Below are 14,559 nucleotides of genomic sequence, written 5' to 3' on the forward strand. Positions count from 1 at the left end.
TGATGTTGTGAAAAATTGGCTTAGTACAATGGGACATGTTATTCGACGAATCAATTGGAAGATGGTGTTTTTGATCATTGCTGGTGCGGTTTCAATAACGATTATTGCGATTGTGGCTATTTTCGGTGTATTGCTTTTTTTAGAACATTTTGATGGTCGTGAGCCAGAAACTATACAAAACTTTAACAAGGGTATTATTATGAAAGACGTATGGTTTCATAGTTCAGTTTAGAATGCTAATGATTGTTTTATTATCAAACGGCAAGTTTTTATCTAAATGCCCTCATTTGAGGGCATTTAGAATTTTACTTATCTTTAGCAATTTCTTTCCGATCTGGAGCCAGTGGTGGTTCTTCTAACCATTTATGTTTGGTCATTAAGTTGAACCATTCTTTTGTGATCATTATATTTTTTAATACGATTTTCTCATATGCAGTGACAAGGTCTGTTCGCATTGCAGTTGCAAGACCGGCGCCGTGATAAGATTGCGAAGTTTGGAGTAAAAATCCGATATGGTACATCATTAACTTATCTGAAAAAGGAGCATCTTGAGATGTTGTGACCTCGGTTTCCCAAGACATTGGAACGGGTAAATTATCACGTTTTAGTACAGTGCCCAACGATTCTATTTGCTGGTCTGATGCATTTTGTGAAATCTCTAGAAATTTTCTTACTTCTTTTGACTGTACGACTTGAGCAAATCCAATAGAGAGTGATTTCTCCATTACCTTCTTTTTTAAATTAAGCGAAAGGGCTAGGATTTCTGTAGATGCTAAAGGACGTTTATCACCGAAAAAACCATCGATAAATTTTTGGCCCGAAACAAATTCCGGGTTTTCTTCAGGGTAAAAATATGGATCCCTTTGAAAGTGACCTTTTTCTAATAATAATTCTGTCGTTCGATGATACAACCCCATTCCATCATTATTACATGAATCATAGAAATGTCTTAAATCTTTCCTTACAGAAGAACTTAAAGATGTAGAATGTCCTAATAGACCATGTAGTGTCATAATATGTAGATAATGTAAGCAAAAGATGTCGGAAAATAACCTTTTAGTCCCTTGGTTAAGGTCTGATGATTCATTAAACCCAATAGGAACTGGGAAGCCTTCGTTTTCAATGAATTGCGAGATTTGATTTTTTTGTTGATCAAAGACCTTTAGTGCATCCTCAAAAAGTGTTTTTATTTTTTCGTCTTCTATAATGGATAGCATATATTTATTGATTACCTCTACAGCGGTTCCATTAATATATTGACCCCATAACGTCCCTATTTCAGCAGATGTTAGTTTTAGCTCTTCTTTATTCATATAACCACCTCAACAACAATTATTCCCAAAAAACAATATTCTATTATGGTTGTTGTTAAACTAACGGAAGCATTAATTCAAGAAGGCATTATTGAAAAGGTAACTTACTCTGAAGCCTATCGGTCTTGGTTTGACAAAAAGTGGTTATTTGTATAATGTTAAATACAATAATATATGGAAGGATGAATATATAGTCATGATTCAATAACTCTAACTTTTTAAGAAATGATCAGTGGTTTTTATAACTTTTATTATTCAAGTGTTTTTTGACATTCTGAATAGGGTTAGTTATGTCTTAATTGATTTTTTCTGAGGTAGGGTTATTGCGTGATGTTCTAATCTATTGGCTTAAAGTATACCATCTTTAAGTCTATATTTTGGTATGCACCGCCTCCTATCTCAGAAGGAGATCGGAGGTTTTGTGTTGTCTGGAAACATTATAATAGAAAATTTAACATTCAAATATTTATCAATGGTTAAACCTATTTTAAAAGACGTTAATATAAACATCCATGAAAATTGGAAATTAGGTCTTGTTGGAAGAAATGGCAGGGGAAAAACGACTTTTTTAAAACTTCTTTTAAATGAATTTGAATTTGAGGGAAATATACACTCAACACTGAGGTTTAAATACTTTCCATCATATCCAGCATTACATGAAGACCTAACAACACTTGAAGTATTACAGAAACAAAATTTAGATGTAGAAGTATGGGAAATTGAGCGTGAATTCAATTTAATCGGTTTGTCGCCGGATTTATTAGATAAGAGGTTTAATCTTTTAAGTGGTGGCGAACAAACGAAGGTTTTGTTAGTCGAATTGTTTTTAAATGAAAGTGCGTTTCCGCTAATTGATGAACCTACTAATAATTTAGATGCACATGGTAGACACGTTGTGGGCCAATATTTAAATCAGAAGAAAGGTTTTATAGTTGTTAGTCATGATGAACATTTCCTAAATCAATTTGTGGATCATATTTTAGCGATTAATAAACAGTCGATTGATGTTATATCAGGGAATGTTGAAACATGGAAGGCTGAAAAACTGAATGCTGATTTGCTCACTAAGAAGAAAAATGAAAAACTGCAAGAGGAAATAAAACGTTTAAATGAGGTGTCAAGTCAAGTTAACAATTGGGGTAATAAGCGAGAAAATAGCACGAAAGACTCTTCTGAAAGGCGTCTAGCAGCTAAACAGATGAAACGAGCAAAAGCCATTAAGAAGAGAACGGAAGAGATGGTTGATGAAAAAAGAAGCCTCATTAACAATATTGAAGAAGAAAATGATTTAAAATTGAAGGTTAATCACCCTAGGAAGCAAGTGTTGTCTTTACGTCATTTTTCAATTTTAAGAGATGGTAGACCTTTGTTTGAGCCAATTAATGTAGATGTTGAACCAGGAGAAAGGCTTTTTATTGAAGGGGAAAATGGTGTCGGTAAATCGACTTTACTTAATTTTATACTAGGTCAAGAAAAGTTTGAAACAATTGGTGACTATCATATTAGATTACCTGATCATTGTTCGCTACTTTTTCAAACGAATCAGGACATATTAGATATTGCCTCAGCTTTACAAGAATACGCTTTAAAACAAGAGCGTGAAGAATTTTTATACTTGTTACATCAATTAGGAATTAAGAGGTCGCGGTTTACTGAATCCTCTAGTAAGCATTGGAGTGCAGGTGAACAGAAAAAAGTGTTTTTAGCCAATGCTTTATTAGGTCACAATGAGTTATTTATTTGGGATGAAGTGACGAATAGTTTAGATATCATGGTGGTCCAACAATTGATTAGTGCTTTAAACTTTTACAAACCAACTATGATTGGTGTGGATCATAATGAGTTTTTTGTCGATGCCATGGCTACAAAAAGAATAGAATTGATTCCTTATCGCTGAGAGAATCCGCTTGGACAATCGAGCCAAGCGGATTTTTGTATGAGAAAGTTTATAAATGCTCCTTATTAATCATTTTTTGCATATTAGTTCAATAAGAGTAAGTAATATGATAATATTTTATTTATAATGATTATAAAATGATATAAATTATAAATAGAACGAAGGGGTGTTTTTGATGGGAAATCCTAACACGTTAAAAGCTAAAGTCGTTCGTCACCGTGAGATCATTATGGCAGGTCTAGGTGGCTTACTTTTAGTTGTCGCATTTTTATCTGAATCTTGGGGGAATCCTGCTTTAACAGCAGTGCTATATTCTTTAACGTATGCAGTCGGTGGTTATTACAAGGCGAAAGAAGGCGTACTTGATTTAGTTCACGACCGTACGTTAAATGTTGAGATCTTAATGATTATCGCAGCGCTTGGTGCAGCTTCAATCGGTTATTGGCATGAAGGAGCTATTTTAATATTTATTTTCTCTGTGAGTGGTGCACTTGAAACGTATGCGAATCAAAGAAGTGAGCGTGATTTATCTAAATTAATTCAACTTGCACCAGATGAAGCCAATAAGTTAAATGATGATGATTCTGTCACGCAAGTTCGATTAGACGATCTAAAAATAGGTGACCGAGTACTTGTGAAAAATGGTGAACGTATTCCAGTTGATGGTGTTATTTTAAGTGGGCACAGTTCAGTTGATGAATCAACAATCACAGGTGAGTCGCTTCCAGTTGATAAAAAGGAACAGGATGAAGTGTATAACGGGACGATTAATGGTGCGGGATCACTCGTTGTAAAAGTGACGAAAGAAAATAAAGATTCATTGTTCCAAAAGATGATTCGACTTGTGGAAGAAGCGAAAGAAAACCGCCCACCAAGTCAGCAGTTAATTGAAAAGATTGAAGGGCCTTATGTTATTACCGTATTAGTCGTCGTTGGTATTATGCTGACGTTGCCATTGTTATTTGGCCTTAATTTTGAAGAGACGTTTTATCGCGCGATGGTGTTGTTAGTAGTAGCATCGCCATGTGCTGTCGTTGCCTCAATTATGCCGACGCTCTTATCTGCCATTAGTACTGGTGCAAGGAAAGGTGTACTTATGAAAGGTGGCACGTATCTTGAACAACTTTCGAAAATGAAGGCTGTGGCGTTTGATAAAACAGGTACGATTACTAAAGGTCAACCTATTGTGACAGATTTTTATGTGACAAGTAGTGTCGATCGAGTAGATGTATTAAATCAAGTGGTTGCGATTGAAAGGCAATCTAATCATCCAATTGCAGAAGCGATTGTCGCTTATGGAGAAAAGCAAAATGTGAGTAATGGACTCGATGTGGAGTGGACTGAAGGATTAACAGGACATGGTGTAAAAGCTGTCGTGCAAGAAGAGGCGTGGTATATCGGGAATGAACAACTCGTCAATGAGATCTTATCTGGTGAAAAGTTGTCTGAGGAGATGGAAGAGCGGAAATCAGCACTTCAAAATGAAGGTAAAACAATTATGTTCATTGTAAAAGGTAGTGAAGTCATCGGTGTGATGGCTGTTAAAGATGAAATTCGCCCTGAAGCAAAGGCGTTAATTCAGTCACTAAATGATCGTGGTATTAAAACGATTATGATTACAGGTGATCACGAACAAACAGCACGGAAAATTAGTGAAGAAGCAGGCATCAAAGAGTGGATTTCGCAATGTCTCCCAGAAGAAAAAGTTCATCAAGTGGATGACTTGAGAAAACAATACGGTTCGGTTGCAATGGTCGGTGACGGTGTGAATGATGCGCCGGCTATGGCAAAAGCGGATATTGGTATTGCGATGGGGTCAGGAACGGATGTAGCGATTGAGACTTCGGATATGGTCCTCATGAATAGTGAACTACAAAATATCAACTTGTCGTTTAATCTCTCAACTCGTTTAAACCGCATTGTTAAGCAAAATCTCGTATTCTCGATTTCTGTTATTCTATTATTAATCGTCGCGAACTTCTCTCAAAACTTGACGCTGCCTTATGGTGTGATTGCTCACGAAGGCAGTACAATTTTAGTTATTTTAAATGGATTAAGGATGTTGAAAGAATAGGTGAAGCGGATGTCAATTGAGCTTGGCATCCATTTTATATGTGAGGTTGTTGTCCGACAATAAGGCGATTCGTCCGACAGTTATGCCCGCTCATCCGACACTTATTAGAAAAGGCTGGCATGAAGCCAGCCTTTTCATTATTTATTCGCTACGATTGGTTGATCTTTATAGTCAGGGTCAATCGGGTTAGATGAGCTTAATAGACTATTAGTTTGAACCATCATACCTGTATTAAACGCACCAGCACCTGCGTTAGTTTTGGAAGATGATTTTGGTGAAATGTAAAAAGCGTCACCAAAGTTTACTGTGCCTCCACCATCTACACTATTAATTTTTAACGGTCCTACAATGGATGGCAAATCAATCACCTACTTATTATAAATTCCCACACTTATTGTTCATCTGTATCTAGAAGATGACGTATATGTTTGACGCGGGCGACGGAATCGCCTTGTTTTACTGAACCAATGTGAATAGTAGAGCTTGCGGTTGCACCAATCACATTGATGTGACCAACTTTAATATCGCCTTTGTTGTGACGGGTGATGTTTGGTCGGAAGTCAGCTAGGTGTTCTGGCAGTGGGTCAGTGAAAAAGTCATAATTCATAAATGTGTGTCGTCTTTGGACTTCTCTAGTAAAATATGCACCTTCTTGTTGGATTGCAAGGGCGATTGAAAGGGGAGTTAAGTATTTCGTATCCCCGATTCGTAAAGACGATGAGAACTCTAAAGTAGTTGTGTTTACCGTTTTAACAACACTGTTTCTCATCGTTTATCGACCTGCTGAGAATGGGACGACACTTTCAATGAAGTACGATTCTGGAGGTGTATCAAAAGTTGATGTGAATTGTAAGTGGTCAGCATCTCCAACTATAAAAAGTGAAGATGATGAGACCCCGGTCACTTCTATATTACCAACACTTAATTGTTCATTTACGAAGTTAACGTTCATCAGGATGCTCCTTTATTTTTAACATGTGGTCTTTGATCCCACTTAATATTTCTTTTCGAATATGATTCGTTATATATGAAAAACTGTCTGAGCCTACTGTCATTCGATCATTAGGACTCATCGTATTTAAATACTCTTTAACACGTTTCGGAATTTGTTTATGAACATCTTGTATGAGCAGGGTTTTCCACTCGTCTGTTAACTCGACACTATGTTCGCCTGCAATTGTATCGATTTTTTTAGGAAGTTCTTCACGCATGAATGGCTCTAATTCTTTCAGGGCGTTTTGTTCCATTTCGGTTAAACCTTGCTGTTTAGGTAAATCGAGCTGTTCAAAAGGAAGATCACGGTGTGGCGTTAGGCCGATGTTTAATGTTCCTTCTAAAGTTTCGATTTTTAATTGTTCAAAATGGTACTCAATCGTATCAACGGTTGCCTGTTTTTCCTCTGTTTGTTCCTCTTCATTTAATTGTTGGAGCAAGGATATGATTTGTGTCATCTGTTCCATTTGATAATCTACTTTTTGCTCGAGCCGATTTAATCTTTCGATGATATAAGGATGGACGTGCATATCGCTCACTCCTTCTCGATTTGTTCAGGAATTGGTAGTTTCGGAATTCTTACGAGTGGTTGGTCAAGCGGTTCTGCAGGTTGAGCTGGTTCATCATACTCCCCTGTATTGTAGGCGTTCGATACGGCCTGAATGGAACCAGAGCTTCCTACTTGTAAAATAGAGGAGTTCGTAATTGCATCAACTTTAAGAAAGTTAATATGAATTTGTTGGTGTACTGTTAGCTTCATAGTTTCCCACCTTCAAACAAAAAGCCAGGGTCAATGTAAACATTAGAAACGCCAAGCTCAATATCAATGTTTTGCCCCGTATTAAATGAACCGCCACCTGCAAATGTTTTGGCACTGCTCATCGGCTGCATCATATACGTATCGCCGATTTGAAAAGTACTTGAGGAATCAACTGCCACAACGTTTACTGCTCCTACAAATGCAGGCATATAACCAATCTCCTTTCATATTAATATATGTATCTCATAGTTATTTGTCACCGTTAAAATCAGATTTGATTTTGTCAATAACTAGAAATGAATTATAATAGAGAGAAGAGGTGAGAGGATGGAAGGGAATCAAAATCGAATTCAATCAATAGATGCTATTCGTGGTTTTGCCTTATTAGGCATTTTAGTTGTGAATGTGCTGGCGTTTCATTCACCTCATTTTATGTACGGTGGACTTGATTCGTTTTATCAATCGCCAACGGATTCAGCTTTATTAACGTTGATCGGGATCTTTTTTCAAGCTAGTTTTTATCCGTTGTTTTCATTATTATTCGGTGTCGGCATTTACATAATGTATGAACGCCTAACAGAAAAAGTGAGCGGCCAAGCAAAGTCAGTGTTGAGAAGACGGATGTTCGTGTTAGGGGCAATCGGCTTAGCGCACGGAATTTTCATTTGGTATGGCGATATTTTACTTATGTATAGTATCGTAGGGCTTTTAACGATATGGTTAATCGAAAAGCCTGTTCGTTCGTTGTTGAAATGGGCAGCATGGATGCTCGGTTCGGTTACAGCGTTCATGACGCTTATGAATTATGCAACGCGGGAATTTCTGGCGGATTATCGTGATGAAGAATCGATCGGTCAGTCTTTCGCATTATATACAGGCACATATACTGACATATTTGAACGTAACGTTGCAGATTGGTTAGTTATGTTTAATCCGTTACAAGTAGTTTTAATGATTTTAACGATTTTGCCGATGTTTTTAGTGGGTGTTGTGTTAGTCAAAATGGGTTGGGTGACGAACCCGAAAGAACATATTCAATCAATTAAAAGGTGGATTGTGATTTCGCTTGTCGTATTCGGTTTATTTAAAATTGGCCCTTATTTAACAGGTGACCCTGTTTGGTTAGATTATGTTAAGCAGGGCATTGGCGGGTCTTTCTCAAGTTTATTTTATTTCTTAATTTTACTAGTCATCTTTAGTTATGGTCGTGGTATAGTCATTCAATCAATTCTTGCACCTGTTGGTAAGTTGTCATTGACGAACTATTTATTACAGTCATTGATCGGGTTTGTTTTCTTTTATGGTGTTGGGTTTAATTTTTACGGTCAGCTCAATATAATAGATTTAATGGTTTATGTTGTCATCGTGTATAGTGTGCAAGTCGGGTTGAGTATTTGGTACTTAAAAGTGTTTCAGTACGGCCCTTTCGAATGGGTGTATCGTACGTTGACTTATGGGAAGGTGCAGCGGCTAAAAAGGAGGTCGTAACGTGAAAAAAGGTTGGATTGAATCAGAATCAAAGAAATGGGTGGAAGAAGGGATTATCGATGAGAGACAAAAAGAAGCAATTATTAGTCGATATGAACGACAGTCCACACCGATGCTATTTTTCTTTTTAGCGGCTGTTTTAATTGGCCTTGCTTGTCTGTCATTAATTGCGGCAAATTGGACTGCAATCCATCATATATGGCGAGTGGTTTTAATTATGGGCGCTATGCTTGTGTTTTACATCGTTGGGGCTCGTGCTTTTATGCAGAATCGTCAAGGAATTGGTGTATTTGCTTTTTTAGTCGCTCTGTCTATTTTTGGTGCTGGTGTATTCCTTTTAGGAGATATGTATCACTTTAGTATGAATAGTGCGTTTGCTTTTTTAGTGTGGGGGCTTGCTGTATTGCTCATATACTTAAGTCAGCCACAAGTGTATATTTGGATCTTTGGATTAGTTGTCGTCTTTATCGGCCAGCTCGTTTCGACGATTCAGTTGCACGATTTTGATTGGTTGCTTATGGCATTGTTTGTTATTGGTTATGGAACGGTTGGTTATTTTATAAAACAACAGAAACTAATGTGGTTGTTTACTAGTTTGTTAGCTGTTTTGCTCTTTGCATTTTCAATCGAAGAGTTAACGTATTACTGGTATACAATTTTTGCGCTTATTTTATATTTATTTAGTTATATCATTAAAACAGGTGTTATAAGTAAGCCTCTACAAGGCGTTTCGATTTTAAGTATGTTTATTATAGTCGTTTATCAAGCTTTATTTTTTAATTGGAGTTGGCAGTCTGTCGTAAATGATGTAGTTTATTATTTATTTCTCATTCCATTTTTAAGTTTGGCTGTGTTAATGGCGGTTTTAAATCGTGAACGTTTTGGTGCTATACAACTAGTGTTGTTTTTACCAGTATTCATCTGGCCTGAATTAACGACGTTATTAGCTGCTCTCGTGTTGTTCGCGTTTTCGATTGGTAAACTGATTGAAGGTGATCAGCTGAAGGATGGTCGTAAAGTAAAACTTGGAATCGTTGCTTTTTTAATTAGTGTCAGCATTGTTTATGTAGAAGTCGCTTGGGTAGCGTTAGATCGCACATTATTCTTCTTAACCGGTGGTATTATTTTATTGATAGTTGGGTTGTTATTGAATCGATATCAACAGAATCAAATGAAAGGAAGTGATGAGCATGATGCGACGTAGAGTGTTATTTATGGCTGTTGGATTTCAAGTCGTCGTTCTATTGTTTATGGTCACTTCCAGTTATGCATTAGATCAGTTTGGTAAAGTGATTACGATTCAAACTGAAGCATATGATACAGAGGATGTCTTTTATGGTGATTATGTTGACATAAGTTATGTAGCTGAAACCGTCCGTCCGGAAAACTGGTTTGTAACTGAAGGTGTAAAGTCTAATCAACGGATTTATGTTTTATTAACCCCTGATGAACAAGGGGTTTATCATTTGAAGGCAGCCTCTGATCGTGAAATGAGTGCAGAAAGTGATGATGTTGTGATCGTGGCACGTTATCGTTATCAAGATCAAGAACAAGTACATCATATTGATTTAGGTCTTGACCGCTATCATCCACATTATGAACAGCAAGATGAAATTGAGTCTTCCCAAGAGCGAATGTTAGTAATGATCGCCTTGTCACCATGGGGACAAAAGAAGATTGTTGAAGTTGAAAATGTTCAAGTCGAACCTTAAACGTTAATGAAATAATGGTGTTACGTGATGTTTTCAGTTACAATATGAAGCGGAGATATTGTAATGAGATTGAGGTGCACATATGAAAGATCTATCATTTAGAGAGTTAACATCACGTTTCTTTGTCTTTTTTGTCGGTGTATTTATTTTAATTATGTTAAATGCAAATGGTCATGTGTTTCACGTCCTTTATGTAGGGCGAGTTATGGAATTCCTTGTCGTCGTTCTCCTATTAGGTGGTACGATTTATATGTCGATGTTCATCGGCAAGTTGACCGAGCGTTTAGGAAAGTATCAGTTTTCGTTTCAATTAATCGTTAGTTTAGCAATTTTATCTTATATCATCTATTTATGGGTTGTTTAAAAGGAGAGAATAAAATGAATTCGAATCGTTTATTAATTTATGAAATTGTATTATCATTTGTAACGTTATTATTTATCATTCTAGGATGGTTTGCGGACCCAGTCTTCATTACAATAGCATTGTTTACAGGTAGTGCTATGCTTGGTTTAATGGCAGCTAGACGCTTTGTTGAAGGAAAGAAACTGTTCGGCGCTGTTATAGTCGTCATTGCTATTTTTGTTTTCTTAAGTGGCGTTGTAGAATTTGTCGTATAAATGAGATCACTCGGTTAAAACCGGGTGATCTTTTCATTTGTAAACTTAAACTACAAAGATTGAAGGTGAGACAGAATGGCGGATTAACTGATACCAACGGTTTAGGAAGGTAATTTAAAATTGAACAGTTGAACAGACAAATATATTAGGTCCTAAAATAAACCCCGAACAAATTCGGTTATGAATTCGTTCGGGGTTTGTTCATGTTTATAATACTTCTTTAATCTTATCGATCGCCCATTGTAAGTCATCTTTTTCAATGATTAATGGTGGTGCGAAGCGAATGACGTTCTCATGAGTTTCCTTACATAATAATCCTTTTTCTTTAAGCTGTTCGCAATATTTACGAGCAGGTTCATTTAACTCAACTCCGATAAACAATCCTTTACCGCGAACTTCCTTAATCATTGGATTATCAATTGAACGGAGCTCATCAAGCATATGTTGACCTAGTTCTAATGAGCGTTTAGCTAGGTTTTCCTCTTCTAAAACTTCTAGTGATGCTAATGATACAGCGCTAGCAATTGGATTACCTCCGAATGTTGACCCGTGTGAACCAGGGTTAAACACACCTAAAATATCTTCATTTGCAACAACACATGAAATAGGGAATACTCCGCCTCCAAGTGCTTTACCTAAAATTAATACATCTGGTTCAACATTTTCCCAGTCACAAGCAAACATTTTACCTGTACGAGCTAGACCAGCTTGAATTTCGTCAGCCATATATAGTACGTTACTTTCTTTACAAACGTCATACGCTTCTTTTAAGAACCCTTCAGGTGGCATAACGATACCAGCTTCACCTTGGATTGGTTCGAAAATAAATGCGGCTGTATTTTCAGTGATCGCATCGCGTAAAGCGTCAATATCACCGTAAGGGACGACTTTAATTCCTGGTAGTAACGGTCCGAAACCACGTTGATATTCAGCCTCAGATGATAAAGAAACCGCTGACATGGTACGGCCATGGAAATTGCCTGTACAAGCGATGATTTCGGCTTTGTCTTCAGTAACACCTTTTACGTCATATGCCCAACGACGCGCAGCTTTAATAGCTGTTTCAACAGCTTCAGCTCCTGTGTTCATTGGTAGAGCCATTTCTTTGTTCGTCAGCTTACAAATCTTTTCATACCATGGACCTAATTGATCATTGTGGAATGCGCGAGAAGTTAATGTTACACGATCAGCTTGTTCTTTAAGTGCATTAATGATTTTAGGGTGGCGATGACCTTGGTTAACGGCAGAATATGCACTTAACATATCCATGTAACGATTACCTTCAGGGTCTTCAACCCAGACCCCTTCAGCTTTTGATACAACAATTGGCAATGGCTTATAGTTATTTGCGCCAAAATGTTCTGTTTGATTAATTATTTGTTCAGAGTTACGAGTCATAAAATCCCTCCTGAGAAAGTTAGTGCCCACTTATGTAATGGTTAGGGGGCTTTTTGTTAAAATACTGAATAACCTTAGCGGTTAAAATTTCTAACGCTATTAGTTATTATAACTGTTTGTATGGATTGTTTCAAAGTTGTCAACAATTTTATCGCATACGTTTTTAAAACGTGATAGGATAGACATAAAAGGAGGTATGTACTATGGACCATCAACAAATGGCACTTATACATATTTTTTCATGGAGTGCAGCAATTATTCTATTCGTAATTGCTTATGTCATGATTAAGCAAAATAAACAAGAGAAACCGATAAAAATTTTACAAATGACGTTACGTTTATTTTATGTTCTTGTTATTGCAACAGGGGCTGACTTATTCTTCCGATTTTACTTCGGTGTACAAAGTGAGTATTTCGCTGAATCGATTATTAAATTGATCGCCGGGGTATGGGTCATTGCTGCAATGGAAATGACTTTAGCAAAAGCTAAAAAAGGTAAAAAAGAATTCGCTGGCTGGTTACAGCTTGCTTTTGCATTAATTATTGCATTAGCATTAGGATTCGGACGTTTGCCATTCGGCTTTTTACCTTAAGAAGAGTCCCTGTTAAAGGGACTTTTCTATTTTATAACAGTAATTAAAGCGAGGTAACAGCGATGAGACGATTAACCGTTTTATTAGTTTCACTTGTCGCACTTATGCTTGTTTTCCCAATTATCGGACAAGCTGAGCAGAGTGATGAGCGAAACAATTATTATTATATTTTGATCGATCGTTTTCAAAATTCCAATAGCATAACAGAAGAAGGAGTAGATCGTAATGATCCATTCGGTTTTCACGGTGGTGACTTTGTCGGTATAGCTGATCGTATCAGTCATATTGATGATTTAGGTGTTTCTCATGTTGTGCTATCACCGATTTTTGCAAGTGATGATTACACAGGTCAGACTGTTTTGGACTACGAACAAATTCAACAAACATTTGGCTCAGTTGAGGATGCAATTGAGTTAGTAGAATCGTTCAATGAAGCAGGGATAGAGGTTATTCTACACTTTCCAATAGAACAAGTTAGCGAAAATAGTCCAATAGTGGAAGAAGAGTGGGTAACTGAAGAAGGAACAGTTCAATTGGAAGATGAACCAGCACAAGCTTACTTGTTAGAGCAAATGACTGAGTGGCAAGAAACATTAGGTACATCAGGGTTCTTTATTTCAAACGCTGATCAATTACCAGTCTCTTATGTAGATACGCTTACAAATGAGTTGTCGAATCAATTTTGGATTAGCGAGTTAGCAGATTTCAATGAAAGTAACGTTGAATCCATTTTAGATGCAGGTTTTGATCGTGTGCTTCATGGTGAGTTTCGTGAAGATGCGCGTGAATTGTTTAAAACAATTGAAGTAGACTATGATCCAATATTAAATGATCCGTATTTAGATGACGAACGTGTCGTTCATTACATGGATCACTACACGACAGATCGCTTTACAAGAGCTATGGAGGAAAGCGGTTTTCACCCGATTACACGTTGGAAAATGGCATTAACTTATTTATATATGACACCGAATGAGCCATGGTTATTCCAAGGTACTGAAGTCCCATCTGATGGGTTAGTTGAGGACAATAGCCACCATGCGATGGTTAACTTTTTAAGTGGTGATGAGCAATTGATTCGCCACATTGAGAAGTTAGAAAGCTTCAATGATCATTTTCCTGAAGTAAGCCATGGTGACATTAATGTTTTACATGACGACGATTATTTCTTAGTATTTGAGCGTGAACATGAGGGAAATCGTGTACTTGTAGCAATTAATAACAGCCCAAACTTTCAATATGCCGATATTGACCATTTACCATCTGATATGGAAATGCGCGGTTTAATTGAAGATGATTTGATTCGGGAAAATGAAGATGGGACATACACAGTTTCATTGGAACGCGAATCGTCTAACGTATATAACGTACAGCCGAACCAAGGTATTTATTGGCCGCTAACGTCGCTTTTCTTCGGTGTTCTAGGAGCATTTATCGTATTTGCGATTATTATGTATCGTAAAAACAGAAGACAAGATCGTATGGATGAACAAGAACAAAATAGTAATGAATAAAGAGACTGGGACAAAAGGGATAGAGTGTGCTGAAAACACGAATATTTAACATTTCATCATAGTTGAGCAGTCACATAGCGGAATCAAAATGCGTAGACTCCTGTGGGAGCAAAGGCCAGGGTGAGACCCCAAGTGCGTAGCACGAGGAGGCTCACCAGCCGCCCACGGAAAGCGAAGCATTTTGATGAAGCGGATAATA

Annotated in this window: 18 protein-coding genes; 10 read left to right on the forward strand and 8 right to left on the reverse strand. The window is 37.1% G+C overall.

The features are described 5' to 3' along the window. Positions 1 to 7: 7 nt before the first annotated feature. Positions 8 to 232, forward strand: coding sequence for a hypothetical protein (locus J2R98_RS07665; protein WP_307067689.1), 225 nt, complete (start codon positions 8 to 10; stop codon positions 230 to 232). 73 nt (positions 233 to 305) lie between these two features. On the opposite strand, the gene J2R98_RS07670 is transcribed toward J2R98_RS07665, so the two are convergent. Further along, on the reverse strand, positions 306 to 1,313 hold the full coding sequence (locus J2R98_RS07670) for a DUF3231 family protein (protein WP_307067691.1): 1,008 nt from the start codon (positions 1,311 to 1,313) through the stop codon (positions 306 to 308). 424 nt (positions 1,314 to 1,737) lie between these two features. Between J2R98_RS07670 and J2R98_RS07675 the strand changes: the two genes are divergently transcribed. After that, positions 1,738 to 3,210, forward strand: a complete 1,473-nt coding sequence (locus tag J2R98_RS07675) for an ATP-binding cassette domain-containing protein (protein WP_307067692.1) — start codon at positions 1,738 to 1,740, stop codon at positions 3,208 to 3,210. A 175-nt stretch (positions 3,211 to 3,385) separates the two neighbouring features. Beyond that, on the forward strand, positions 3,386 to 5,284 hold the full coding sequence (locus J2R98_RS07680) for a heavy metal translocating P-type ATPase (protein WP_307067694.1): 1,899 nt from the start codon (positions 3,386 to 3,388) through the stop codon (positions 5,282 to 5,284). A gap of 137 nt (positions 5,285 to 5,421) precedes the next feature. Here J2R98_RS07680 and J2R98_RS07685 read toward each other — a convergent pair whose 3' ends face one another. From J2R98_RS07685 to J2R98_RS07710, 6 genes are read right to left on the reverse strand one after another with little or no spacing between them, the layout of a single operon-like run. After that, complete coding sequence (locus tag J2R98_RS07685) at positions 5,422 to 5,643, reverse strand: spore germination protein (protein WP_307067696.1); 222 nt, start codon at positions 5,641 to 5,643, stop codon at positions 5,422 to 5,424. A gap of 32 nt (positions 5,644 to 5,675) precedes the next feature. Next, the gene (locus J2R98_RS07690) at positions 5,676 to 6,053 is read right to left on the reverse strand and encodes a spore germination protein GerPE (RefSeq protein ID WP_307067697.1); all 378 of its coding nucleotides are present in this window, start codon (positions 6,051 to 6,053) and stop codon (positions 5,676 to 5,678) included. Between the two features lie 3 nt (positions 6,054 to 6,056). After that, entirely contained in the window at positions 6,057 to 6,236 is a 180-nt protein-coding gene (locus J2R98_RS07695; RefSeq protein ID WP_146815839.1) for a spore germination protein GerPD, read from the reverse strand. Next, a complete protein-coding gene (gene gerPC / locus J2R98_RS07700; RefSeq protein ID WP_307067701.1) occupies positions 6,226 to 6,807 on the reverse strand; it encodes a spore germination protein GerPC in 582 nt (193 codons plus the stop codon). The genes J2R98_RS07695 and gerPC overlap by 11 nt, the downstream gene beginning before the upstream one ends. Before the next feature lie 5 nt (positions 6,808 to 6,812). Further along, positions 6,813 to 7,037 carry a spore germination protein GerPB gene (locus J2R98_RS07705; protein ID WP_307067702.1) on the reverse strand — a complete coding sequence of 75 codons (225 nt, stop codon included), beginning with the start codon at positions 7,035 to 7,037 and terminating at the stop codon, positions 6,813 to 6,815. Further along, a complete protein-coding gene (locus tag J2R98_RS07710; protein ID WP_307067704.1) occupies positions 7,034 to 7,246 on the reverse strand; it encodes a spore germination protein in 213 nt (70 codons plus the stop codon). Before J2R98_RS07710 ends, J2R98_RS07705 begins: the two co-directional genes overlap by 4 nt. 118 nt (positions 7,247 to 7,364) lie before the next feature. Here J2R98_RS07710 and J2R98_RS07715 point away from each other — a divergent pair, with 118 nt between their 5' ends. From J2R98_RS07715 to J2R98_RS07735, 5 genes are all read left to right on the forward strand, one after another. Then, positions 7,365 to 8,525, forward strand: coding sequence for a DUF418 domain-containing protein (locus tag J2R98_RS07715; RefSeq protein ID WP_307067706.1), 1,161 nt, complete (start codon positions 7,365 to 7,367; stop codon positions 8,523 to 8,525). 1 nt (position 8,526) lies between these two features. Next, on the forward strand, positions 8,527 to 9,729 hold the full coding sequence (locus J2R98_RS07720) for a DUF2157 domain-containing protein (RefSeq protein ID WP_307067708.1): 1,203 nt from the start codon (positions 8,527 to 8,529) through the stop codon (positions 9,727 to 9,729). Next, positions 9,716 to 10,237: a GDYXXLXY domain-containing protein gene (locus J2R98_RS07725; RefSeq protein WP_307067710.1), complete on the forward strand. Its 522-nt coding sequence runs from the start codon at positions 9,716 to 9,718 to the stop codon at positions 10,235 to 10,237. Before J2R98_RS07720 ends, J2R98_RS07725 begins: the two co-directional genes overlap by 14 nt. A gap of 82 nt (positions 10,238 to 10,319) precedes the next feature. Continuing rightward, a complete protein-coding gene (locus J2R98_RS07730; RefSeq protein ID WP_307067712.1) occupies positions 10,320 to 10,601 on the forward strand; it encodes a hypothetical protein in 282 nt (93 codons plus the stop codon). A gap of 14 nt (positions 10,602 to 10,615) precedes the next feature. Further along, the gene (locus J2R98_RS07735) at positions 10,616 to 10,855 is read left to right on the forward strand and encodes a hypothetical protein (RefSeq protein WP_307067714.1); all 240 of its coding nucleotides are present in this window, start codon (positions 10,616 to 10,618) and stop codon (positions 10,853 to 10,855) included. 207 nt (positions 10,856 to 11,062) lie between these two features. Here J2R98_RS07735 and J2R98_RS07740 read toward each other — a convergent pair whose 3' ends face one another. Next, positions 11,063 to 12,253: an ornithine--oxo-acid transaminase gene (locus J2R98_RS07740; RefSeq protein ID WP_307067716.1), complete on the reverse strand. Its 1,191-nt coding sequence runs from the start codon at positions 12,251 to 12,253 to the stop codon at positions 11,063 to 11,065. A 203-nt stretch (positions 12,254 to 12,456) separates the two neighbouring features. Here J2R98_RS07740 and J2R98_RS07745 point away from each other — a divergent pair, with 203 nt between their 5' ends. Both J2R98_RS07745 and J2R98_RS07750 read left to right on the forward strand, forming a co-directional pair. Continuing rightward, entirely contained in the window at positions 12,457 to 12,846 is a 390-nt protein-coding gene (locus tag J2R98_RS07745; protein WP_307067718.1) for a YisL family protein, read from the forward strand. 62 nt (positions 12,847 to 12,908) lie between these two features. Continuing rightward, a complete protein-coding gene (locus J2R98_RS07750; protein WP_307067719.1) occupies positions 12,909 to 14,360 on the forward strand; it encodes an alpha-amylase family glycosyl hydrolase in 1,452 nt (483 codons plus the stop codon). Positions 14,361 to 14,559 lie beyond the last annotated feature (199 nt).

The sequence above is a fragment of the Alkalibacillus filiformis genome (assembly GCF_030814115.1).
GTDB classification, from domain to species: Bacteria; Bacillota; Bacilli; order Bacillales; family Alkalibacillaceae; genus Alkalibacillus; species Alkalibacillus filiformis.

What these genes read in the sequence shown, in the direction of transcription:
- J2R98_RS07745 (WP_307067718.1), top strand. Translation starts at nt 12,457, where the DNA reads ATGGACCATCAACAAATGGCACTTATACATATTTTTTCATGGAGTGCA.
- J2R98_RS07715 (WP_307067706.1), top strand. Translation starts at nt 7,365, where the DNA reads ATGGAAGGGAATCAAAATCGAATTCAATCAATAGATGCTATTCGTGGT.
- J2R98_RS07750 (WP_307067719.1), top strand. Translation starts at nt 12,909, where the DNA reads ATGAGACGATTAACCGTTTTATTAGTTTCACTTGTCGCACTTATGCTT.
- gerPC (WP_307067701.1), bottom strand. Translation starts at nt 6,807, where the DNA reads ATGCACGTCCATCCTTATATCATCGAAAGATTAAATCGGCTCGAGCAA.
- J2R98_RS07735 (WP_307067714.1), top strand. Translation starts at nt 10,616, where the DNA reads ATGAATTCGAATCGTTTATTAATTTATGAAATTGTATTATCATTTGTA.
- J2R98_RS07680 (WP_307067694.1), top strand. Translation starts at nt 3,386, where the DNA reads ATGGGAAATCCTAACACGTTAAAAGCTAAAGTCGTTCGTCACCGTGAG.
- J2R98_RS07670 (WP_307067691.1), bottom strand. Translation starts at nt 1,313, where the DNA reads ATGAATAAAGAAGAGCTAAAACTAACATCTGCTGAAATAGGGACGTTA.
- J2R98_RS07740 (WP_307067716.1), bottom strand. Translation starts at nt 12,253, where the DNA reads ATGACTCGTAACTCTGAACAAATAATTAATCAAACAGAACATTTTGGC.
- J2R98_RS07695 (WP_146815839.1), bottom strand. Translation starts at nt 6,236, where the DNA reads ATGAACGTTAACTTCGTAAATGAACAATTAAGTGTTGGTAATATAGAA.
- J2R98_RS07690 (WP_307067697.1), bottom strand. Translation starts at nt 6,053, where the DNA reads ATGAGAAACAGTGTTGTTAAAACGGTAAACACAACTACTTTAGAGTTC.
- J2R98_RS07710 (WP_307067704.1), bottom strand. Translation starts at nt 7,246, where the DNA reads ATGCCTGCATTTGTAGGAGCAGTAAACGTTGTGGCAGTTGATTCCTCA.
- J2R98_RS07705 (WP_307067702.1), bottom strand. Translation starts at nt 7,037, where the DNA reads ATGAAGCTAACAGTACACCAACAAATTCATATTAACTTTCTTAAAGTT.
- J2R98_RS07725 (WP_307067710.1), top strand. Translation starts at nt 9,716, where the DNA reads ATGATGCGACGTAGAGTGTTATTTATGGCTGTTGGATTTCAAGTCGTC.
- J2R98_RS07730 (WP_307067712.1), top strand. Translation starts at nt 10,320, where the DNA reads ATGAAAGATCTATCATTTAGAGAGTTAACATCACGTTTCTTTGTCTTT.